Origin of the sequence: Streptomyces sp. NPDC051183 (assembly GCF_040682455.1) — a bacterium.
Lineage (GTDB): Bacteria > Actinomycetota > Actinomycetes > Streptomycetales > Streptomycetaceae > Streptomyces.
In genome coordinates, this window is record NZ_JBFBBA010000004.1 from 157,930 (window position 1) to 177,975 (window position 20,046).

At 71.3% G+C, this 20,046-nt stretch carries 19 protein-coding genes; 11 read left to right on the forward strand and 8 right to left on the reverse strand.

Annotation, left to right across the window (positions count from 1 at the left end):
• Positions 1-66 precede the first annotated feature (66 nt).
• The gene (locus tag AB0M99_RS05160; RefSeq protein ID WP_365917284.1) at positions 67-1,275 is read right to left on the reverse strand and encodes a bifunctional adenosylcobinamide kinase/adenosylcobinamide-phosphate guanylyltransferase; all 1,209 of its coding nucleotides are present in this window, start codon (positions 1,273-1,275) and stop codon (positions 67-69) included.
• A gap of 104 nt (positions 1,276-1,379) precedes the next feature.
• Between AB0M99_RS05160 and AB0M99_RS05165 the strand changes: the two genes are divergently transcribed.
• Positions 1,380-1,592 carry a hypothetical protein gene (locus tag AB0M99_RS05165; RefSeq protein WP_365917285.1) on the forward strand — a complete coding sequence of 71 codons (213 nt, stop codon included), beginning with the start codon at positions 1,380-1,382 and terminating at the stop codon, positions 1,590-1,592.
• A gap of 86 nt (positions 1,593-1,678) precedes the next feature.
• On the opposite strand, the gene AB0M99_RS05170 is transcribed toward AB0M99_RS05165, so the two are convergent.
• Together AB0M99_RS05170 and AB0M99_RS05175 are read right to left on the reverse strand one after the other, a co-directional pair.
• A complete protein-coding gene (locus AB0M99_RS05170) occupies positions 1,679-2,386 on the reverse strand; it encodes a methyltransferase domain-containing protein (RefSeq protein WP_365917286.1) in 708 nt (235 codons plus the stop codon).
• Positions 2,387-2,487: 101 nt separating this feature from the next.
• Positions 2,488-3,096 carry a DUF3043 domain-containing protein gene (locus AB0M99_RS05175; RefSeq protein WP_365917287.1) on the reverse strand — a complete coding sequence of 203 codons (609 nt, stop codon included), beginning with the start codon at positions 3,094-3,096 and terminating at the stop codon, positions 2,488-2,490.
• Between the two features lie 253 nt (positions 3,097-3,349).
• On the opposite strand from AB0M99_RS05175, the gene AB0M99_RS05180 reads away from it, so the two are divergent.
• Positions 3,350-4,144 carry a PspA/IM30 family protein gene (locus AB0M99_RS05180; protein WP_365917288.1) on the forward strand — a complete coding sequence of 265 codons (795 nt, stop codon included), beginning with the start codon at positions 3,350-3,352 and terminating at the stop codon, positions 4,142-4,144.
• Between the two features lie 13 nt (positions 4,145-4,157).
• Positions 4,158-4,436 (forward strand): hypothetical protein, encoded by a 279-nt coding sequence (locus tag AB0M99_RS05185; RefSeq protein WP_365917289.1) that lies wholly within the window; start codon positions 4,158-4,160, stop codon positions 4,434-4,436.
• A gap of 78 nt (positions 4,437-4,514) precedes the next feature.
• Here AB0M99_RS05185 and AB0M99_RS05190 read toward each other — a convergent pair whose 3' ends face one another.
• Complete coding sequence (locus tag AB0M99_RS05190) at positions 4,515-5,291, reverse strand: hypothetical protein (RefSeq protein ID WP_365917290.1); 777 nt, start codon at positions 5,289-5,291, stop codon at positions 4,515-4,517.
• Positions 5,292-5,361: 70 nt separating this feature from the next.
• Here AB0M99_RS05190 and AB0M99_RS05195 point away from each other — a divergent pair, with 70 nt between their 5' ends.
• The 3 genes from AB0M99_RS05195 to AB0M99_RS05205 all read left to right on the forward strand — a co-directional run bounded on the left by AB0M99_RS05195 (position 5,362) and on the right by AB0M99_RS05205 (position 10,187).
• A complete protein-coding gene (locus AB0M99_RS05195) occupies positions 5,362-6,183 on the forward strand; it encodes an adenosylcobinamide-GDP ribazoletransferase (protein WP_365917291.1) in 822 nt (273 codons plus the stop codon).
• A gap of 29 nt (positions 6,184-6,212) precedes the next feature.
• On the forward strand, positions 6,213-6,920 hold the full coding sequence (locus tag AB0M99_RS05200; RefSeq protein ID WP_365917292.1) for a response regulator transcription factor: 708 nt from the start codon (positions 6,213-6,215) through the stop codon (positions 6,918-6,920).
• 156 nt (positions 6,921-7,076) lie between these two features.
• Positions 7,077-10,187, forward strand: a complete 3,111-nt coding sequence (locus AB0M99_RS05205) for an efflux RND transporter permease subunit (protein WP_365917293.1) — start codon at positions 7,077-7,079, stop codon at positions 10,185-10,187.
• A 93-nt stretch (positions 10,188-10,280) separates the two neighbouring features.
• On the opposite strand, the gene nadA is transcribed toward AB0M99_RS05205, so the two are convergent.
• Positions 10,281-11,468 carry a quinolinate synthase NadA gene (gene nadA / locus AB0M99_RS05210; RefSeq protein ID WP_327735092.1) on the reverse strand — a complete coding sequence of 396 codons (1,188 nt, stop codon included), beginning with the start codon at positions 11,466-11,468 and terminating at the stop codon, positions 10,281-10,283.
• 320 nt (positions 11,469-11,788) lie between these two features.
• Between nadA and erpA the strand changes: the two genes are divergently transcribed.
• Positions 11,789-12,145, forward strand: a complete 357-nt coding sequence (gene erpA / locus AB0M99_RS05215; RefSeq protein ID WP_214949940.1) for an iron-sulfur cluster insertion protein ErpA — start codon at positions 11,789-11,791, stop codon at positions 12,143-12,145.
• A gap of 87 nt (positions 12,146-12,232) precedes the next feature.
• Here the strand turns inward: erpA and AB0M99_RS05220 are convergent, their stop codons facing one another.
• Positions 12,233-13,723: a hypothetical protein gene (locus tag AB0M99_RS05220; RefSeq protein WP_365917294.1), complete on the reverse strand. Its 1,491-nt coding sequence runs from the start codon at positions 13,721-13,723 to the stop codon at positions 12,233-12,235.
• Between the two features lie 95 nt (positions 13,724-13,818).
• Positions 13,819-14,034 carry a hypothetical protein gene (locus tag AB0M99_RS05225; protein WP_365917295.1) on the reverse strand — a complete coding sequence of 72 codons (216 nt, stop codon included), beginning with the start codon at positions 14,032-14,034 and terminating at the stop codon, positions 13,819-13,821.
• 133 nt (positions 14,035-14,167) lie between these two features.
• On the opposite strand from AB0M99_RS05225, the gene AB0M99_RS05230 reads away from it, so the two are divergent.
• On the forward strand, positions 14,168-15,145 hold the full coding sequence (locus tag AB0M99_RS05230) for a carbohydrate kinase family protein (protein WP_365917296.1): 978 nt from the start codon (positions 14,168-14,170) through the stop codon (positions 15,143-15,145).
• Positions 15,146-15,224: 79 nt separating this feature from the next.
• On the opposite strand, the gene AB0M99_RS05235 is transcribed toward AB0M99_RS05230, so the two are convergent.
• Positions 15,225-16,604, reverse strand: a complete 1,380-nt coding sequence (locus tag AB0M99_RS05235) for an aminotransferase class V-fold PLP-dependent enzyme (RefSeq protein ID WP_365917297.1) — start codon at positions 16,602-16,604, stop codon at positions 15,225-15,227.
• Positions 16,605-16,887: 283 nt separating this feature from the next.
• Here AB0M99_RS05235 and coxB point away from each other — a divergent pair, with 283 nt between their 5' ends.
• From coxB to AB0M99_RS05250, 3 genes are read left to right on the forward strand one after another with little or no spacing between them, the layout of a single operon-like run.
• Complete coding sequence (gene coxB, locus AB0M99_RS05240; RefSeq protein ID WP_365917298.1) at positions 16,888-17,862, forward strand: cytochrome c oxidase subunit II; 975 nt, start codon at positions 16,888-16,890, stop codon at positions 17,860-17,862.
• Positions 17,859-19,589: a cytochrome c oxidase subunit I gene (gene ctaD, locus AB0M99_RS05245; protein WP_365917299.1), complete on the forward strand. Its 1,731-nt coding sequence runs from the start codon at positions 17,859-17,861 to the stop codon at positions 19,587-19,589. Before coxB ends, ctaD begins: the two co-directional genes overlap by 4 nt.
• On the forward strand, positions 19,586-19,984 hold the full coding sequence (locus AB0M99_RS05250) for a cytochrome c oxidase subunit 4 (RefSeq protein WP_365917300.1): 399 nt from the start codon (positions 19,586-19,588) through the stop codon (positions 19,982-19,984). Before ctaD ends, AB0M99_RS05250 begins: the two co-directional genes overlap by 4 nt.
• Positions 19,985-20,046 lie beyond the last annotated feature (62 nt).

Below are 20,046 nucleotides of genomic sequence, written 5' to 3' on the forward strand. Positions count from 1 at the left end.
CGGTAAGGCCCTCCCCAAGCCCGGCCCCGCGCCTGTCGGGCCGAGCCGATCGAGCGCCCCGCGGGGTCAGTCCTTCAGGACCACCGCCTGTCCGGCCACCAGCAGCAGGACGTGCTCGCACTCGGCGGCGACGGCCGCGTTCAGTCGGCCCAGCTCGTCGCGGAAGCGCCGGCCCGACGCGGTCGCCGGGACCACTCCCGCCCCCACCTCGTTGCTCACCAGCACCACCGTCCGCCGGGTCGCCCGTACCGCCGCGACGAGCGAGGCGGTGCGCTCGGCCAGCTCCTTGCGGCCGCGTTCCGCCCAGACCGCGTCGTCCCAGGCCCCGGCCCGGTCCATCGCGTCCGTCAGCCACAGCGCCAGGCAGTCGATGAGCAGCGGCGGCCCCGCGGAGTCCGCCAGCAGGGGCACCAGTTCGCAGGTCTCCACCGTCCGCCAGGCGCCCGGCCGCCGCTCCCGGTGCAGGCCGATCCGCCGGTCCCACTCCGGGTCCCCGTCGCGGGTGCCGCTCGTGGCGGCGTAGACCACCTCGGGGAAGGAGTCCAGCCGCCGCTCGGCCTCGTACGACTTCCCCGAGCGGGCCCCGCCCAGCACCAGGGTCCGGCGCGGCACGTCCGGCCCCGGGTGGTAGGCGCCGACCAGCACCGTGGTGCCGTCCGGCACCGTACGGGCCCCCGCCGCCGCGCAGCGGCGCTCCGACTCGGCTCCCGGCGGGGTGTCGTGGTCCAGGTGCACGGCGATCACGTCGGTGGCCGGGCCGATCGCGCCGCTCGCCCGCAGCCGCGCCAGCGCCTCCGGCCGGCCCTGCACGTCCGCGAGGACCATGTCGTACGGGCGCTGCCCGACCAGCCCGTTGGTTCCGCCCGGCGCCCCGCCGGGCGGCAGGTACAGCAGCCGGCTGCCGTCCGGGCCCGTCACCTCGTACCCGGTGCCCGGCGCGTCCATCGGCACCGCCCGCACCCGGTGCCCGGAGATCACCGACAGCTCCCGGCCGTCCGGCACCCGCCCGGCGGCCGGCAGCCCCGGCGGCAGCTCCACCGGCGGACCGTCGTGCGGGTGGGTCAGCAGGACCTGCCGTACGCCGGCCAGCGAATGCCCCGCACGGGCACCCGCCAGCACCGCCCCCGGGGTCAGGTCGAGCAGCAGCGCCCCGTCGACGAGGACGGACGTCGCGGCGCGGGACCGGGTCCCGACGGAGACCGCGCAGGCCGCGCAGGGACAGCCGGGGCGGGGCAGTCCTTCGGGTGTGCCGGTGCCGAGCAGAGTGAGTTCCACAGGATGATCCTCCCGCGTCCCCGAGAGTGGTGCGCGCCCGGTTACTCTGCGGGCAGACTTCGAGTGAGAAGCGTGCGAGCAGCTGACGAGCAACGGAGGCGGACATGGCGTGGACGTGGCGGTTCGAGACGGCCGATGGCAGCGAGACGACCCCGTCGGTGGTACCGGAGGAGTTCACCACGCAGGGCGACGCCGAGTCCTGGATCGGTGAGTACTGGAAGGACCTGCTGGAGGGCGGTGCCGAGCAGGTGAAGCTGTCCGACGACAGCGGCGTCGAGCTCTACACGATGAGCCTGCGCGCGGCCCTGGACGCCTGAGGTTCCTGCGGACGCCTGAGGTTCCTACGGCGAAGCCCGGGCCCCCTCGGGGTCCGGGCTTCCGCACGTCCGCGCCCCGGTCCGGGTCAGCCCCGGACGCCGCACAGGTGCAGCAGGGCCGCGACACCGCGGTACGGGTCGGTCCGGCCCGCGCGCTCCTCGGCGGCGAGCAGGCGCTCCAGCTCGTCGTCCGGGGGCAGCTGCTCGCCGGCCTCGGTGCCGTCGGTGAAGACGCGTACGCCGTACCAGGCCTGGAGCGGGGCGCCGATCCCGGACAGCGTGGCCGTCAGCCCGGACAGCCGGTCGGCCCGTACGTCAAGGCCCAGCCGGTTCGTGTAGTCGACGGTGTCGAAGGCGGCCAGCGCGGCCGGCCAGTCGCCGCCCATGCCCGGCCGCATGGCGAGCGCGTCGCCGTTGCGCACCAGGAGGGACAGCAGGCCGCCGGGGGCCAGCATCCGGGCCAGCCCGGCGAGCATGGCGTCCGGCTCGGGCACGTACATCAGCACTCCGTGGCACAGCACCACGTCGAAACTGCCCGGCAGGAAATGGGCTCCGGTCTCGCGGCCGTCGCCCTCCATCAGGCGGACGCGGTCGCGGATGCCGGCCGGTTCGCCCGCCAGCGCCTCACGGGCGACTTCGAGCATGCCCGGGTCCTGTTCGAGACCCGTCACCTTGTGCCCGGCGCGGGCCAGGCGCAGCGCTTGCGTGCCCTGGCCCATGCCCACGTCGAGGACGCGCAGCCGCTGCCCGACCGGGAAGCGGTGTGCGATCTGTTCCTCGACCTGCCGGCCCACGAGTTCCTGGCGGACGGCGTTGCGCAGTCCGCCGAGGCCCTCGAGCCACAGCCGGGCTCCCCCCGAAAAGCCTTCCCCCGACGCTCCGGGCGTCCCTCGGCTCAGGGCCGTTCCCCGCGCTTGACCTGCGGCTTCGGGAGACGAAGCCGGCGCATCTGGAGGGTGCGCATCAGGCCGTAGGCGACGGCTCCGCGGCGCCGCTCGTCCGGGAAGCGCTCGGCGAGCGCCTTGCGGAGGCGGAACACCAGGCCGATGGAGTCCAGGATGATCAGGACGATCACGCCGAGCCACAGCATCAGCGCGATGGACTGGATCGACTGCACGCGGACCATGCTGAGCACCAGGATGACCACGGCCAGCGGCAGGAACATCTCGGCCACGGAGAAGCGGGAGTCCACGAAGTCGCGGACGAACCGGCGTACGGGGCCCTTGTCGCGGGCGGGCAGATAACGCTCGTCGCCATTGGCGAGTGCCTCGCGCTGCTTCGCCATCTCTTCGCGGCGGCGCTCGCGGGCTCGCTTGGCATCCTCCTTGCGATTGCCGGTCGATGCCACGACGGCCTTGCGCTGCGACTGGGCCACAGCACGCTTCGGCGTCGGGCGGCCCTTCGGGGCCTGCGGGTCACGGGGCTGCGAGAGGTCGGCGCTCACCTTGTCGGCGGCGGCGGCCTTCTCTTCCTTGGAGGAGCGGCTACCAAACACAAAACCCAAGGGTACGTGGTTGCGGGCACGGGCCCCACCCCGGCGGGGAACGATCCGGCAACGGCGGGCGTCTTCCCTGTGTCGGGCGTTCCCGCCCGTCGGGGAAGCACCTACTCCTTACGCCTGATACGGACGGTGCGTAGTCGTCCTGGAGGAGGAGCGCATCCGTCCTCGAACAGTGCGGTAATGGAGACAGGGCCCGTACTGTGGGTTCTGTTGGTGACCTGGAGCGAAGTCCGTCAGAAGGGGGCGCGCGAAGCCCATGAGCGGTGTCATGAAGCGTATGGGGATGATCTTCCGCGCGAAGGCGAACAAGGCCCTTGACCGGGCCGAGGACCCGCGCGAGACCCTTGACTACTCGTACCAGAAGCAGCTGGAGCTGCTTCAGAAGGTGCGCCGCGGCGTCGCCGATGTGGCGACCTCCCGCAAGCGCCTGGAACTGCAGCTGAACCAGCTCCAGGGCCAGTCCTCCAAGCTGGAGGACCAGGGCCGCAAGGCCCTCGCCCTGGGACGCGAGGACCTGGCCCGCGAGGCCCTGTCCCGCCGCGCCTCGCTCCAGCAGCAGGTCAGCGACCTGGAGGTGCAGCACCAGACGCTGCAGGGCGAGGAGGAGAAGCTCACCCTCGCCGCGCAGCGCCTGCAGGCCAAGGTGGACGCCTTCCGCACGAAGAAGGAGACCATCAAGGCCACCTACACCGCGGCCCAGGCCCAGACCCGGATCGCGGAGTCCTTCTCGGGCATCTCCGAGGAGATGAGCGACGTCGGCCTGGCCATCCAGCGGGCCGAGGACAAGACCGCGCAGTTGCAGGCCCGCGCCGGCGCGATCGACGAGCTGCTGGCCTCCGGCGCGCTCGACGACCAGAGCGGCCTCGGCTCCAAGGACGACATCCAGGCCGAGCTCGACCGCCTCTCCGGCGGCACGGACGTGGAGCTCGAACTCCAGCGCATGAAGGCCGAGCTGGCGGGCGGCCCCTCCGCCCAGCAGCAGGCCATCGAGGGCGGCGCACCCGGCACCGCCCAGCCGTCGCAGAGCCAGCACCGGTTCGACAAGCAGTAGGACGGGGCCCGTCATGATTGTCCGCATCATGGGGGAAGGTCAGGTGGAGTTGGCCGACGGCCACCTCGCCGAGCTCAACAAGCTGGACGACGAACTGCTCGCGGAGATGGAGAGCGGTGACGAGGAGGGCTTCCGGCGCACGCTGGGCGAGCTGCTCGAAGCGGTACGGCGGCTCGGCGAGCCCCTTCCCGACGAAGCGCTGGAGCCGTCCGAGCTGATCCTGCCCGGGCCCGACGCCTCGCTCGACGAGGTCAAGGAGATGCTCAGCGACGACGGCCTGATCCCGGGCTGAGCCGCCGCTCGCCACGACCGGCCGGGGCGCCTGCCCGGCCGGTCGCCGCGCGGCCTCGGGCCGGTCGGGGCCCCGCGGTCAGCTCCCGGGGGGCTTCTCGCCGGCGACGGGCACCCGCTCCGGGTCGGGGGTCCCGCCGATGAAGTTCTCGAACCTCCGGCGCGGCGCCGCCCAGCGGCGGTCGTGGTGGAAGGCCCGCAGCCCGGCCTTGGCGCGGGCCCGCGGGCGGTTCGCGTAGAACCGCTTCGCGTACGGGGAACCGGGTCTGGCCAGGCGGACCGCGCCGATCAGCGCCACGAACGGCACGACCGTGCCGAAGAAGGCCGTGCGCGCCTTGCCCTTCCACAGCGCGATCAGGGCCAGGAAGAAGTTGGTCGCGGTGTTTATGACGACGAGCCCGCGGCTGTGCCGCTCCTCGGCGCTCAGGTCATTGACCCCGAAGGGCAGGAAGCCGCCCAGTACCAGCGCGACCAGCGCGGCCGTGAGGACCACGATCTCCACGCTCTTGCGGCCCTGTTCGCTCCAGTAGACGTCGTCCAGGTGCAGGATCAGCGCGAACTCGTCCAGCACCAGACCGGCCCCCAGCCCGAAGATCACGGCGGAGAGCCCCGCGCCGAAACTGTGCTGACCGCTGCCGACCGCACCGAACCCGCCGATGATCACCAGGATCACGCCGGGCACCACGTGGTGGACGTGCAGACCGCCCGGGGTGACGTTCTTGAACGGCCCCTTCCCGGCCCGGATCAGCCGCGTGATCACGCGCGTGACCAGGAATGACGTCACGAATGCGAGCAAGGCGAGCAGGAGCGGCAGCTTCCCGGGCTCGACGATGTTCCGATACCACCAGTGACCCATCACACGAGCTCCCCATTTGGCACGTAATGGGTAATTTACCGCTCTGTGTGAGCAGGTAGCGTTCGCGCCGATGACTGATTCCTACGACGGTCCGCCGCAGACACCGCCCCCGGACCGCGCCTCGCTGCGCGACGGGCTGTGCTTCGCCTTCGGCACGCTCACCGTCCTGCCCGCCCGCATCACCCGTTGGGACCGCCCGGCCGCCCGTACCGGCATGGCCTGCGCGCCGGTCGCCGGGCTGGTCGTCGGGCTGCTCGCCGCCCTGCCCGGGGTGCTCCTGCTGCTCCTCGACGGCGGCCCGCTGCTCGCCGCGGCCGTCACCGTCGCCGTCCCGGCGGCCCTGACCCGGGGCCTGCACCTGGACGGCCTCGCGGACACCGCGGACGGCCTGGGCAGCGCCAAACCGGCCGACGAGGCGCTGCGCATCATGAAGCAGTCCGACATCGGGCCCTTCGGCGTGGTCACCCTGCTGTTCGCCCTGCTGATCCAGGTCGCCGCCCTGTCGAACGCGTACGCCGACGGCTGGTTCCGCGGGGCCCTGGCCACCGTGGTCGCCGCCGTCACCGCCCGGCTCGCCATGACCCTGGCCTCCCGCGACGGGGTTCCGGCGGCCCGCCCCGAGGGCCTGGGCGCGGCGGTCGCCGGCGTGGTCCCGCGCCGGGCCGCCGCCGAGGTCGCGGGGCTCGTCGTACTCCTGGCGGCCGTGGCCGCGCTCCCGCTCGGCCTGCCGGCCGCCGGCCGGCACACGGCCGCGGTCCTCGTGGCCCTGCTGGTCGCGGAACTGCTGCTGCGCCGGTGCGTGCGCCGCTTCGACGGGGTCACGGGGGACGTCTTCGGAGCACTGGCCGAGGTCGCGGCCACCGCCGTCCTGGTGGTCCTGGCCCTGGGTTAGCGGCGCGGGGGAGCGCGTAGGGTCGGGGCGTGGAAGAGACCCCGACGCCCAGACCCATCAGGGTGCTGCTCGCCGACGACCAGGCGCTGCTGCGCAGCGCGTTCAAGGTGCTCGTCGACTCCGAGCCCGACATGGAAGTGGTCGGGGAGGCCTCCGACGGAGCGCAGGCCTTCGCCGCCGCGCGCGAGACGCGCCCCGACGTGGTCCTCATGGACATCCGGATGCCGGGCACCGACGGGCTCGCCGCCACCCGGCTGATCACCGCCGATCCCGAACTGGCCGACGTGCGCGTGGTGATGCTGACGACCTTCGAGGTAGACGAGTACGTCGCCTCCTCGCTGCGGGCCGGCGCCTCCGGGTTCCTCGGCAAGGGCGCCGAGCCCGAGGAACTGCTCAACGCCATCCGGGTCGCCGCCGCCGGGGAGGCGCTGCTCTCCCCGGCCGCCACCAAGGGGCTCATCGCCACCTTCCTCGCCCAGGGCGGCGGCGCCGGCCCCGCCGCGCCCGCCGCGGTGCACGCCGAGCGGCTCGCCGCGCTGACCGTCCGGGAGCGCGAGGTCCTCGTACACGTGGCCGCGGGGCTCTCGAACGACGGGATCGCGGGACGGCTGGAGGTCAGCCCGCTCACCGTCAAGACGCACGTGAACCGGGCGATGGCCAAGCTCGGCGCCCGCGACCGGGCGCAATTGGTGGTCATCGCGTACGAATCGGGACTGGTCCGGCCGCGCGCCGAGTGAGGCCGCGGCGGCGGCGCGGGCGCGCAGTACGACGGCGTACTGCGGACGCGGTATGCCGCACATAAGGACGGGACCTGGGAGCGACGTGGCGGCCCCGCGGGGTGCGGAAGGCTGAAGTGCCCGCGAGTACGCCACTGCAGAGAGATCCCCATACCCATGTTCCGGCTGTCCCGATTCAGCCTGGCCCAAAGGGCGTTGATCGGCCTCGTGTCGCTCGTCGCGCTCCTCTTCGGCGCCATAGCCATCCCGCAGCTCAAGCAGCAGCTGCTGCCGTCCATCGAACTGCCGATGGTGTCCGTGCTCGCGCCGTACCAGGGCGCCTCGCCCGACGTGGTGGAGAAGCAGGTCGTCGAACCGATCGAGGACACGCTCAAGGGCGTGGACGGCATCACCGGCATCACCTCCACCGCCAGTGAGGGCAACGCCCTCATCATGGCGACCTTCGACTACGGCGACAGCGGCACCAAGCAGCTCGTCGCCGACGTCCAGCAGGCCGTCAACCGGGCCCGCGTCCGGCTGCCCGCCGACGTGGACCCGCAGGTGGTGGCCGGTTCCACCGACGACATGCCGACCGTCGTCCTGGCGGTCACCTCCGACAAGGACCAGCAGGCCCTCGCCGACCAGCTCGACCGCTCCGTCGTCCCCGTCCTGGAGGACATCGCGGGCGTCGGCCAGGTCAGCGTCAACGGCGTGCAGGACCTCCAGGTCACCGTCACCCCGGACGAGGCCGGGCTCGCGGCCGCGGGCCTGGACGGCGCCTCGCTCGCCCAGGGCCTCCAGGCGGGCGGCGCGACCGTCCCCGCCGGCTCCTTCGACGAGGCGGGCAAGAACCGCACCGTGCGCGTCGGTTCCGGCTTCACCTCGCTCGCCCAGCTGGAGGACCTGCGGCTGAGCCCCGGCCCCGGCAGGCCGGCCGTCCGCCTCGGTGACGTGGCCGCGGTCAAGCAGGAGTCCGCGAAGGCCGACTCGATCACCCGTACCAACGGCAAGCCCAGCCTCTCCCTCGTCCTCACCATGGACAAGGACGGCAGCGCCGTGGCGATCTCGGACGCCGTCAAGGACAAGCTGCCCGGACTGCGTTCCACCCTCGGCTCCGGCGCCGAGCTGACCGTGGTCAGCGACCAGGGCCCGGCCGTCGCCAAGTCCATCTCCAGCCTCACCACCGAGGGCATGCTCGGCCTGCTCTTCGCGGTGATCGTGATCCTGGTCTTCCTCGGCTCGGTGCGCTCGACCCTGGTCACCGCGGTCTCCATCCCGCTGTCCGTCGTCCTCGCGCTGATCGTGCTGTGGACGCGCGACCTGTCGCTGAACATGCTGACGCTCGGCGCGCTCACCATCGCCGTCGGCCGGGTCGTCGACGACTCGATCGTGGTCCTGGAGAACATCAAGCGCCACCTCGGCTACGGCGAGGAGCGCGAGGCCGCCATCATCACCGCGGTCAAGGAGGTCGCGGGCGCGGTCACCTCCTCCACGCTCACCACCGTCGCGGTCTTCCTGCCCATCGGGCTCGTCGGCGGCATGATCGGCGAGCTCTTCTCGCCCTTCTCGATCACCGTCACGGCGGCCCTGCTGGCCTCGCTGATCGTCTCGCTGACGGTCGTGCCGGTGCTCTCGTACTGGTTCCTGCGGACGCCGCAGGGCGCGGCGGCCGATCCCGGCAGGGCCCGGCGCGAGGCCGAGGAGAAGGAGGCCCGCAGCAGGCTCCAGCTGGCCTACGTACGGGTCCTCGGCTTCGCCACCCGGCGCCGCCTGACCAGCGTGGGTATCGCGGTCGCCGTGCTCTTCGGCACCTTCGGGATGACCCCGCTGCTGAAGACCAACTTCTTCGACCAGGGCGAGCAGGAGGTACTGACGGTCAAGCAGCAGCTGGCCCCCGGCACCTCGCTCGCGGCCTCCGACGAGGCGAGCCGCAAGGTCGAGAAGGTGCTGGCCTCCACCGAGGGCGTCAAGAGCTACCAGGTCACCGTCGGCTCCTCCGGCTTCATGGCCGCCTTCGGCGGCGGCACGGGCTCCAACCAGGCCTCGTACCAGGTCGGCCTGAAGGATGCGGGCGATGCGGATGCGGTGAAGAAGCACATCGAGGCCGAGCTGGCCAAGCTCGACGGCATCGGCGACACGACCATCGCCGCGGGCGACGGCTTCGGCAGCCAGAACCTCAGCGTGGTCGTCAAGGCCGGTGACGGCGAGGTCCTCGCCAAGGCCGCCGAACAGGTCCGCGCCGAGGTCGCGGAGCTGAAGGACGTCACCGACGTCCAGAGCGACCTGTCCCAGTCCGTGCCCCGGATCTCGGTGACCGCCAACGCCAAGGCCGCCGACGCGGGCCTGAACCAGGCGGCGCTCGGCGCGATCGTGGCCCAGGCCGTACGGGGCAACCCGGCGGGCAAGGCCGTGCTCGACGACACCGAGCGGGACATCGTCATCAGGTCCGCGCAGCCGGCCACCACCCTGGCGCAGCTGCGGGAGCTGCCCGTCGGCCCCGTGAGGCTCGGCGACATCGCCGAGGTCGAGGAGGTCCCGGGCCCCGTCGCGATGACCCGGATCGACGGTGCCCGCGCCGCGACCATCACCGCGCGGCCGACCGGTGACAACACCGGCGCCGTCAGCGGCGCGCTCCAGACGAAGATCAAGGCGCTGGACCTGCCCGAGGGGGCCACGGCCACCATCGGCGGTGTCTCCTCGGACCAGTCCGAGGCCCAGAGCTCGCTGGGCCTGGCCATGCTCGCGGCCATTGCGATCGTGTTCATGCTGCTGGTCGCGACCTTCCGCTCGCTGGTCCAGCCGCTGATCCTGCTGGTCTCCATCCCGTTCGCGGCGACCGGCGCGCTGGGCCTGCTCATCGCCACCGGCACCCCGATGGGCGTCCCGGCGATGATCGGCATGCTGATGCTCATCGGCATCGTGGTGACCAACGCGATCGTCCTGATCGACCTGGTCAACCAGTACCGCGCCCAGGGCCTGGGCGTCGTGGAGGCGGTCATCGAGGGCGGCCGGCACCGGCTGCGCCCGATCCTGATGACGGCCCTGGCGACGATCTTCGCGCTGCTGCCCATGGCGCTCGGCGTGACGGGCGAGGGCGGCTTCATCTCTCAGCCGCTCGCGGTCGTGGTCATCGGCGGCCTGATCAGCTCCACCCTGCTGACGCTGCTCCTGGTGCCGACGCTCTACACGATGGTCGAGCTCCGCAAGGAGCGCCGCCGCGAGAAGAAGCGGGCCCGCCTCACGGTGGTCCCGTCGCAGCCGGCGGAACAGGACCCGGTCAAGGTCTGACCCACCGGCAGAGCGAAGGGGCGCCCGGCTGCTGCCGGGCGCCCCTTGGTGCGTGCATGCGTATCCGCGTATCCGCGTACCCGCGTACGAGTGCTACGGCAGGGCGAGCATCCGCTCCAGCGCGAGCTTCGCGAAGCTCTCGGTCTCCTTGTCGACCTGGATCTGGTTGACGAGGTTGCCCTCGGCCAGCGACTCCAGGGTCCACACGAGGTGCGGGAGGTCGATGCGGTTCATCGTCGAGCAGAAGCAGACCGTCTTGTCGAGGAAGACGACTTCCTTGTCCTCGGCGGCGAATCGATTCGCCAGGCGGCGGACGAGGTTCAGCTCGGTGCCGATGGCCCACTTGGAGCCGGCCGGGGCCGCCTCCAGCGCCTTGATGATGTACTCCGTCGAGCCGACGTAGTCCGCGGCAGCCACGACCTCGTGCTTGCACTCGGGGTGGACGAGGACGTTCACACCGGGGATCCGGGCGCGCACGTCGTTGACCGAGTCGACCGAGAAGCGCCCGTGCACCGAGCAGTGCCCGCGCCACAGGATCATCTTGGCGTTCCGCAGCTGCTCGACGGTCAGGCCGCCGTTCGGCTTGTGCGGGTTGTAGAGCACGCAGTCGTCCAGGGACATGCCCATGTCGCGGACGGCGGTGTTGCGGCCCAGGTGCTGGTCCGGGAGGAACAGGATCTTCTCGCCCTGCTCGAAGGCCCACTCCAGGGCCTTCTTCGCGTTGGACGAGGTGCAGATCGTGCCGCCGTGCTTGCCCGTGAAGGCCTTGATGTCGGCGGAGGAGTTCATGTACGAGACGGGGACCGTCGTACCGGCGATGCCGGCGTCCGTCAGCACGTCCCAGCACTCGGCGACCTGCTCGGCGGTGGCCATGTCGGCCATCGAGCAGCCGGCCGCGAGGTCGGGCAGGACGACCTTCTGGTCGTCGGAGGTCAGGATGTCCGCGGACTCGGCCATGAAGTGCACGCCGCAGAAGACGATGTACTCGGCCTCCGGCTTGGCGGCCGCGTCCTTGGCCAGCTTGAACGAGTCACCGGTGACGTCGGCGAACTCGATGACCTCGTCGCGCTGGTAGTGGTGGCCGAGGATGAAGACCTTGTCCCCGAGCTTCTCCTTGGCCGCGCGGGCGCGCGCCACGAGGTTCGGGTCCGACGGCGAGGGCAGGTCGCCGGGGCACTCCACCCCGCGCTCGCTCTTGGGGTCGGCCTCACGGCCGAGCAGCAGCAGGGCAAGGGGCGTCGGCTGGACGTCCAAAGGCTGGGCGGTGGTCACGACACGCACCCTTTCTGTTCTGCGACAAGGGACTTCTGGGAGACATCGCGTCGACTTCTCGTCTATTTGACGCTATCTATCATAACCGCTTCACGTCACTTTGACGATGCCGATAGTGTCCATGTGACGAATTCGCCCGCGCGCCCCAGCGCCGCACGAGCCGCTCGTCCGCGGGACCACCCGTCCGCGAGGGTGTGCGAGCATGAATATCTGAAACAAGCGTCGGGTCCCGGAATGAATCCGCGGTCCCGCTCGTTGCCACCGACGGCAAGAGTCCGACGTTTCCCTGCCGCCGCGCGGGGAGCCGCCCACTTCGGGAGTGAATGCAGATGTCCGTACAGGACGAAAAGACCACTGTGAGCGACGGCATCCTCCTGTCCGACGCCGCCGCCGAGAAGGTCAGGACCCTGCTGGAGCAGGAAGGCCGCGAGGACCTGGCGCTGCGCGTCGCCGTCCAGCCCGGCGGTTGCTCCGGCCTGCGCTACCAGCTCTTCTTCGACGAGCGTTCCCTCGACGGCGACGTCGTGAAGGACTTCGACGGCGTCAAGGTCGTCACGGACCGCATGAGCTCCCCGTACCTCCACGGTGCCTCGATCGACTTCGTCGACACCATCGAGAAGCAGGGCTTCACGATCGACAACCCGAACGCCACGGGCTCCTGCGCCTGCGGCGACTCCTTCAGCTAAGCCTGTAGGACCACGCGAGGGGGCCACCGGTCGGATTCGACCGGTGGCCCCCTCGCGCATGTGCGGGTGCCGGCGGGTGCCGGGCGGCTACTGCCGGGGCAGCGCCTTGCCCGTCGTCGCGTCGACCACCTTCCGGTCGCCGAGCGGCTCCCGGAGCGTGGCGGTCAGCGACATCTCCTGCGCGAGCATGATGCAGGCCTGGTCCGGCTTGTTCGGGGTGTCCGTGATCTTGACCATGACGGATCCGGCCTCCTCGCGGGCCTCCAGCGCGTACGTGCTGCACACGCCGCCCCAGAACGTCACCGTCAGCTTCCGGTCGGCCTCCGCGTAGGAGAATCCGGGCACGGTACGTCCCTTCGGGGGCGTCGGGGCGCTGTCGTCGGCCGCCGCGGGCTGGGTCACCGTGCGGCCGGGCCCGCCGTTCTTGCCCGCCACCTCGAACAGCCAGGCCGGGACCAGGCCGCGCGCCCCGTCGACCGTCCCGGGGACCAGCCCGAGCACGGCCCCCCGTACGGTCTCGGTCCGCGGGGGCTTCATCGGGCGCGGCTCCGGGTTGCACGGCAGCGTGTCCGTGGCTCCGACCGGGGTGTCCGGGGACACCGGGACGGTGGTCGCGCAGCCGCTGGGGCCGGGGCCCGTCCCGTCGGAGCCCGACGACGCCGCGTTCAGCCGGGCCAGTGCCTCGACGGCACCCACCACCGGCTGCTCGGCGGCCCGTACCGGCGTCTTCAGCTCGCCGCTGCCCGCCACCACCCGGGAGTCCGCGCCGACGCTGACCCTGGTGGACCAGCCCGCCGTGGGCAGCCCGCCGATCACCGGGTCGGCGCTGACCACGCGGAGCGAGCCCTGGGTGAGGTGCGCGTCCAGCTTGGCGCCGCTCTGGCCGGCCGCCGCGAGGACGGGCGCCGCGGCGGCCTTGGCGGCCTCCTCGGTCACCGGCTTGCCGCTCTTGCCCGCGCCGCTCCGGCTGCCCGGGTTGCCCTGGCTGCCCCGGTCGCTCTGGGGGAGGGTGGCCGGACCGCAGGTGTCCTTGCCGCGCACGCAGTCGTCCCCGGCGCCGTTGCCGTTGCCGCCGTCCCCCTGGAAGCGGGAGAAGCTCCAGGTACCGGGCGCGGTACGGGTCACGGTCAGCCGGGGGCCCGAGCCGTCCGCGGTCTCCCCGGCCTGCCAGAGGTCGCCCGTGAGCCGCGGGGCGCCGGAGATGCCGAGGGCCGTCGCGAGCCGGGCCACCTCGGCGGAGCCCACCTCGCCGCCCGCCGTGAAGGAGGGCGCGGTGGCCGGACCCTCCGGGAGCTTGACCTCCGCCTTGTACGTGACCGGGCCGCCTGACGGGTCCGGTTCGCCGGGGGCGATGCCGGGGCCCGACGGGCCGGTGGCGACGCGGGGCGCGGAGGCCGCGCTGTCACCCGTACGACTGCCGCCCGATGAGCCGTCGCCGTAGGCGGTCGACGCCCAGTACGCCGTGCCGCCGCCGGCGAGCAGGACGGCGGCGGCGATCGAGCCGACGGCCCAGGCGGGCCGCCGCCGCGTGGCGCGTGATGTGTCGGGTGTGTCGGTGTCGGGTTGTTCGCTGGTCACCGCATCGCTCCTTTTCCCGTCCCGGCCCACTTCTTCGTGGTGCCGGTGTGACGGAACAGACGCCGATCCGGTTCCGCGGTGCCCGTTCGCCCCTTCTAGTCGCCGTATTCGGCGGTGGAGGCGATCAGGCGGGCCGAGGCCGGCGGGACGCTGATCCCGTGGATCTGCGAGGGCGCCACCCGGTCCGGACGGGGGTCCGCCGGGACTGCCCAGTGCGGGGCCATCCTGGCGCAGTCGCCCAGGAGTCGTGCGAAGCCGGGCCGCGCGTCGGCGGCGTTGTCGGCGTACCCGAAGCCATCGGTGTAGGTCATGGGGGCACGTTAGGCACGCCACGCTGCGGTAAGAAAGAGCTACTACGGGGTAGTTTCGGCAGGTCGGCCACATGCCGATGACCGGGTAGTTTTGAATGTCCCCCCAGCCATCCTCCGCAGGAGCATCCACGCCGTGCGCATCGCAGTCACCGGCTCCATCGCCACCGACCACCTCATGACCTTCCCGGGCCGCTTCGCCGACCAGCTGGTCGCGGACCAGCTGCACACGGTCTCGCTCTCCTTCCTCGTCGACAACCTCGACGTCCGGCGGGGCGGGGTCGGCCCGAACATCTGCTTCGGCATGGGGCAGCTCGGCACCCGCCCGATCCTGGTCGGCGCGGCCGGCTCCGACTTCGACGAGTACCGCGCCTGGCTGGACCGGCACGGCGTCGACACCGAGTCCGTCCGGATCTCCGAGGTGCTGCACACCGCGCGCTTCGTCTGCACCACGGACGCCGACCACAACCAGATCGGCTCCTTCTACACCGGTGCGATGAGCGAGGCCCGGCAGATCGAGCTGAAGGCCGTCGCCGACCGGGTGGGCGGGCTGGACCTCGTCCTCATCGGCGCCGACGACCCCGAGGCGATGCTCCGCCACACGGAGGAGTGCCGCACGCGCGGGATCCCCTTCGCCGCGGACTTCTCGCAGCAGATCGCCCGGATGGACGGCGAGAACATCCGCACCCTGATGGAGGGTGCGACGTACCTCTTCTCCAACGAGTACGAGAAGGGCCTCATCGAGTCGAAGTCCGGCTGGACCGACGAGGAGATCCTCGCCAAGGTCGGCACCCGGGTCACCACCCTGGGCTCGCAGGGCGTGCGCATCGAGCGGGTCGGCGAGGAGCCGCTGCTGGTCGGCTGCCCCGACGAGACGGCGAAGGTCGACCCGACGGGCGTCGGCGACGCGTTCCGCGCGGGCTTCCTGACCGGGCTGGGCTGGGGCGTCGGCCTGGAGCGTTCCGCGCAGCTGGGCTGCATGCTGGCGACGCTGGTCATCGAGACGCTGGGCACGCAGGAGTACACCCTGGCCCGTGCGCACTTCATGGAGCGCTTCACGAAGGCCTACGGCGAAGAGGCCGCGGCCGAGGTCCGCTCCCACCTCGCGGCCTGACCTCCGGAGCTCGAACGCCGGCCGGGTCGGCCCCGCCGGCGTTCGAGGCGCGGGGCCCCGGGGGGTGCGGCCCGCGCGGTCAGCGCAGGCGGCGGACCGTGTACGCCGAGCCCGCCGGGCGGGGGGCTTCGCCGAGGTAGGCGTGGCCCCGCATCGCGCACCAGGCCGGGATGTCCAGCCGGGCCACCTCGTCGTCCGACAGGACGGTGACGGTACCGCCGACCGGCACCTGCCCGATCGCCCGGGCCAGCTCGATCACCGGCTGCGGACAGCGCAGCCCGAGCGCGTCCAGCTCCAGGTCATCGGCGACCGGCGGCACCGCCGACGGCTCCGTGACGCCCAGCTGCTCCCGCACCCCGGCCACCGCGCCCGGCAGCACCTCCAGGAACCCGTTCACCTCCGCCGCGGTCGTCCCGGCCGGCAGGGACACCCGTACGTTCCCCTCCGACAGCACGCCCATCGCCCGCAGCACGTGCGACGGCGTCAGGGTCGAGCTGGTGCAGGAGGATCCGGAGGAGACCGAGTAGCCCGCCCGGTCCAGCTCGTGCAACAGCGTCTCCCCGTCCACGTAGAGACAGGAGAAGGTGACCAGGTGCGGCAGCCGCCGGTCCGGGTCGCCCACCACCTCGACGTCCGGGACCAGCCGGGCCACCCGCCGCCGGAGCCGGTCGACCAGTACCCGCAGCCGCGCCGCCTCCGCGTCCGCCTCGGCCCGCACCGCACGCAGCGAGGCCGCCGCCGCGACGACCGCCGGGAGGTTGACGAAACCGGGGGAGCGGCCCGACTCCCGTTCGTCGGCGGGGCCTTGGGGGGAGAACCGGACCCCCTTGCGCACCGCCAGCAGGCCGACCCCCGCCGGTCCGCCCCACTTGTGCGCACTGGCGGCCAGCGCCGACCACGCCCCCTCCACCGGGCCCCAGCCCAGCGTTTGCGCCGCGTCCACGAGCAACGGCACGCCGGCCGCCGCGCAGACCTCGGCCACCTCCGCCACCGGCTGGACGGTGCCCACCTCGTGATTGGCCGACTGGAGGCAGGCCAGCGCCGTGGCGGGGCCCACCGCCTGCGCGTACCCGGAGGCCGAGACCGCGCCGAGGCGGTCCACGCCGACCTCGGTGACCGTCCCGCCACCCGCCCGGTGGAGCTCCGCCGCATGCAGAACGGAACTGTGCTCGACCGCCGATACGACCAGACGCCCGCCGACACGCCGCCGCCCGGCGAGGACCCCGGCGATGCCCGTGTGAACCGCGTGCGTCCCCGAAGGGGTGAACACCAGCTCGTCGGGGCGGCACCCCACCGCCTCCGCCGCGGCCTCCCGCGCCGCGTCCAACAGCAGCCGGGCCCGCCGCCCCTCCCGGTACAGCCGGGCCGGGTCGGCCCAGCCCTCGTCGAGCGAGGCCTGCAACGCCTGCCGGGCCACGGGATGCAGGGGGGCGGCGGACGCGGTGTCGAAGTACGGCATCCGGTCACGCTAGCCCCCGGTCCGGTCCGCCCGAGGTCAGGGGCCGTCAGATGTGTTCCGGAGCCCGCCATTCGGGGGTGCCGGGGCCGTCCCCCGTACGGCGGATCCATCCCTTCGGGGGCAGTAGCGGCGCGTTGGGCACCCTCCCCGCGCGACCCCAAATAGCGTCCAGTAGGGTTTGGTCCGCATAAACATCCAAACCCCTGCCTGCGTCAGGGCCGGCGACCGACCCGAATGCGGCCGCGGCCGGCCGCGCGGGCCGAGACTCTCGGGAAGGCGCTACGTGAGTCCCTACGGCTCCGACCGCTCGCCGCGGCGCCCGATGCGGCGGAAGCTGCTGCAGGCGCTGACTGCGGGCGTGGTCCTGGCGACCGCCACTGGTTGCAAGTACAACTGGGAAAGTTTCCCCCGCCTCGGATTGCCCCGCCCGGTCACGGAGGAGGCGCCTCGCATCCTCTCCCTGTGGCAGGGGTCGTGGGCCGCCGCTCTGATCACCGGCATCCTCGTGTGGGGCCTGATCATGTGGAGCGTCATCTTCCACCGGCGCAGCCGGACCAAGGTCGAGGTTCCCCCGCAGACCCGGTACAACATGCCCATCGAGGCGCTGTACACCGTGGTCCCGCTCATCATCGTCTCGGTGCTCTTCTACTTCACCGCGCGTGACGAGTCGAAGCTGCTCGCCCTCTCCGACAAGCCGGCTCACACGATCAACGTGGTCGGCTACCAGTGGAGCTGGGGCTTCAACTACATCGAGAACGTGGACGGGGACGCGGCCACCCCCAAGGGCAGCGAGGTTCCCAAGGAGCTCGCCGCCATCCCGGACCGTTTCACCAAGGACTTCCCCAAGGGCGCCGAAGGCGTCTACACCAAGGGCGTCCCCAGTGACCGGAACGAGGAGAAGGGCTGGCCCGGACCGACCCTCTACCTGCCCAAGGGCGAGAAGGTCCGCTTCATCCTGTCGTCCAACGACGTCATCCACTCCTTCTGGGTGGTCCCGTTCCTGTTCAAGCAGGACGTCATCCCGGGCCACACCAACGTCTTCGAGGTCACCCCGACCGAAGAGGGCGTCTTCATGGGCAAGTGCGCCGAGCTGTGCGGCGTGGACCACTCCCGGATGCTCTTCAACGTGAAGGTCGTCTCGCCGGAGGAGTACCGCGCGCACCTCAAGGAGCTGGCCGAGAAGGGGCAGACCGGCTACCTCCCGGCCGGCATCAAGCAGACCGAACCGGCCCGGAATGCGGAAGTGAACAAACTGTGAGCATCCTCAACGAATCCCAGGGTGCCGCCGCCGACTCGTATGAGAACGAGCTGCCGGTGCGGCGCAAGCAGCCGGGCAATGTGGTCGTGAAGTGGCTGACCACGACCGACCACAAGACCATCGGCACGATGTACCTGGTCACGTCGTTCGTGTTCTTCATCATCGGCGGGATCATGGCGCTGTTCATGCGCGCCGAGCTGGCCCGTCCGGGCACGCAGATCATGTCGAACGAACAGTTCAACCAGGCCTTCACCATGCATGGCACGATCATGCTGCTGATGTTCGCCACCCCGCTGTTCGCCGGCTTCGCGAACTGGATCATGCCGCTGCAGATCGGCGCGCCCGACGTGGCGTTCCCGCGGCTGAACATGTTCGCGTACTGGCTGTACCTCTTCGGCTCGACCATCGCGGTGGCCGGCTTCGTCACCCCCTCGGGTGCCGCCGACTTCGGCTGGTTCGCCTACTCCCCGCTGTCGGACGCGGTCCGCTCGCCGGGCATCGGCGCCGACATGTGGATCATGGGTCTGGCCTTCTCCGGCTTCGGCACGATCCTCGGCTCGGTCAACTTCATCACCACGATCATCTGCATGCGCGCCCCCGGCATGACGATGTTCCGCATGCCGATCTTCACCTGGAACGTGCTGCTGACCGGTGTTCTGGTCCTGCTCGCCTTCCCGGTGCTGGCCGCCGCGCTGTTCGCGCTGGAGGCCGACCGCAAGTTTGGTGCGCACGTGTTCGACTCGGCCAATGGCGGCGCGCTGCTGTGGCAACACCTCTTCTGGTTCTTCGGACACCCAGAGGTGTACATCATCGCGCTGCCGTTCTTCGGAATCATTTCCGAGGTCATCCCGGTCTTCTCCCGCAAGCCGATGTTCGGTTACATCGGTCTGATCGCGGCGACGATCTCGATCGCCGGTCTCTCGGTGACCGTGTGGGCCCACCACATGTACGTCACCGGCGGTGTGCTGCTGCCGTTCTTCTCCTTCATGACCTTCCTGATCGCGGTACCGACCGGTGTGAAGTTCTTCAACTGGATCGGCACCATGTGGAAGGGCTCGCTGTCCTTCGAGACACCGATGCTCTGGGCCGTCGGCTTCCTGGTCACCTTCACCTTCGGTGGCCTGACCGGCGTCATCCTGGCCTCGCCCCCGATGGACTTCCACGTCTCCGACTCGTACTTCGTCGTCGCGCACTTCCACTACGTCATCTTCGGCACCGTGGTCTTCGCGATGTTCTCCGGCTTCCACTTCTGGTGGCCGAAGTTCACGGGCAAGATGCTGGACGAGCGCCTGGGCAAGATCACCTTCTGGACGCTGTTCGTGGGCTTCCACGGCACGTTCCTGGTGCAGCACTGGCTGGGCGCCGAGGGCATGCCGCGTCGTTACGCGGACTACCTCGCGGCCGACGGCTTCACCCTGCTGAACACGATCTCCACGATCAGCTCGTTCCTGCTGGGCCTGTCGATGCTGCCCTTCATGTACAACGTCTGGAAGACGGCGAAGTACGGCAAGAAGATCGAGGTCGACGACCCGTGGGGTTACGGCCGTTCGCTGGAGTGGGCGACTTCCTGCCCGCCGCCGCGGCACAACTTCCTCACCCTGCCGCGGATCCGTTCCGAATCCCCGGCGTTCGACCTGCACCACCCGGAGATCGCGGCCCTCGACCACCTTGAGGACCACAGCGTGGCCACCAAGGCAGTCACCGGTGGCAAGGAGGCCGGCAAGTGAAGATCCAGGGCAAGATGTTCCTCTGGCTCTCCTTCTTCATCCTGATCATGGCCGTCGTGTACGGCGTGTGGTCGAAGGAGCCCGTAGGCACCACCGCGCTCTTCCTGGCCTTCGGCCTGAGCGTCATGATCGGCTACTACCTGGCCTTCACGGCCAAGCGCGTGGACGAGATGGCCCAGGACAACAAGGAGGCCGACGTCGCCGACGAGGCGGGCGAGCTGGGGTTCTTCGCCCCGCACAGCTGGCAGCCGCTCTCGCTGGCCATCGGTGGCGCGCTCGCCTTCATGGGCGTCGTCTTCGGATGGTGGCTGATGTACTTCTCGGCTCCGATCATCCTGATCGGCCTGTGGGGCTGGGTGTACGAGTACTACCGCGGCGAGAACCAGAACCAGTAGCCGCACCACGCGCCGCGCCTTGAGCGGCGGCGCCGCCAGGCACTTGGGGCCCGGACACCTCG

Bases quoted from the DNA above. Each gene is read 5' to 3' on its own strand.
- AB0M99_RS05165 (WP_365917285.1), top strand. From the start codon at position 1,380: ATGGCGTGGACGTGGCGGTTCGAGACGGCCGATGGCAGCGAGACGACC.
- AB0M99_RS05180 (WP_365917288.1), top strand. From the start codon at position 3,350: ATGAGCGGTGTCATGAAGCGTATGGGGATGATCTTCCGCGCGAAGGCG.
- AB0M99_RS05185 (WP_365917289.1), top strand. From the start codon at position 4,158: ATGATTGTCCGCATCATGGGGGAAGGTCAGGTGGAGTTGGCCGACGGC.
- AB0M99_RS05190 (WP_365917290.1), bottom strand. From the start codon at position 5,291: ATGGGTCACTGGTGGTATCGGAACATCGTCGAGCCCGGGAAGCTGCCG.
- AB0M99_RS05195 (WP_365917291.1), top strand. From the start codon at position 5,362: ATGACTGATTCCTACGACGGTCCGCCGCAGACACCGCCCCCGGACCGC.
- AB0M99_RS05205 (WP_365917293.1), top strand. From the start codon at position 7,077: ATGTTCCGGCTGTCCCGATTCAGCCTGGCCCAAAGGGCGTTGATCGGC.
- erpA (WP_214949940.1), top strand. From the start codon at position 11,789: ATGTCCGTACAGGACGAAAAGACCACTGTGAGCGACGGCATCCTCCTG.
- AB0M99_RS05225 (WP_365917295.1), bottom strand. From the start codon at position 14,034: ATGACCTACACCGATGGCTTCGGGTACGCCGACAACGCCGCCGACGCG.
- AB0M99_RS05235 (WP_365917297.1), bottom strand. From the start codon at position 16,604: ATGCCGTACTTCGACACCGCGTCCGCCGCCCCCCTGCATCCCGTGGCC.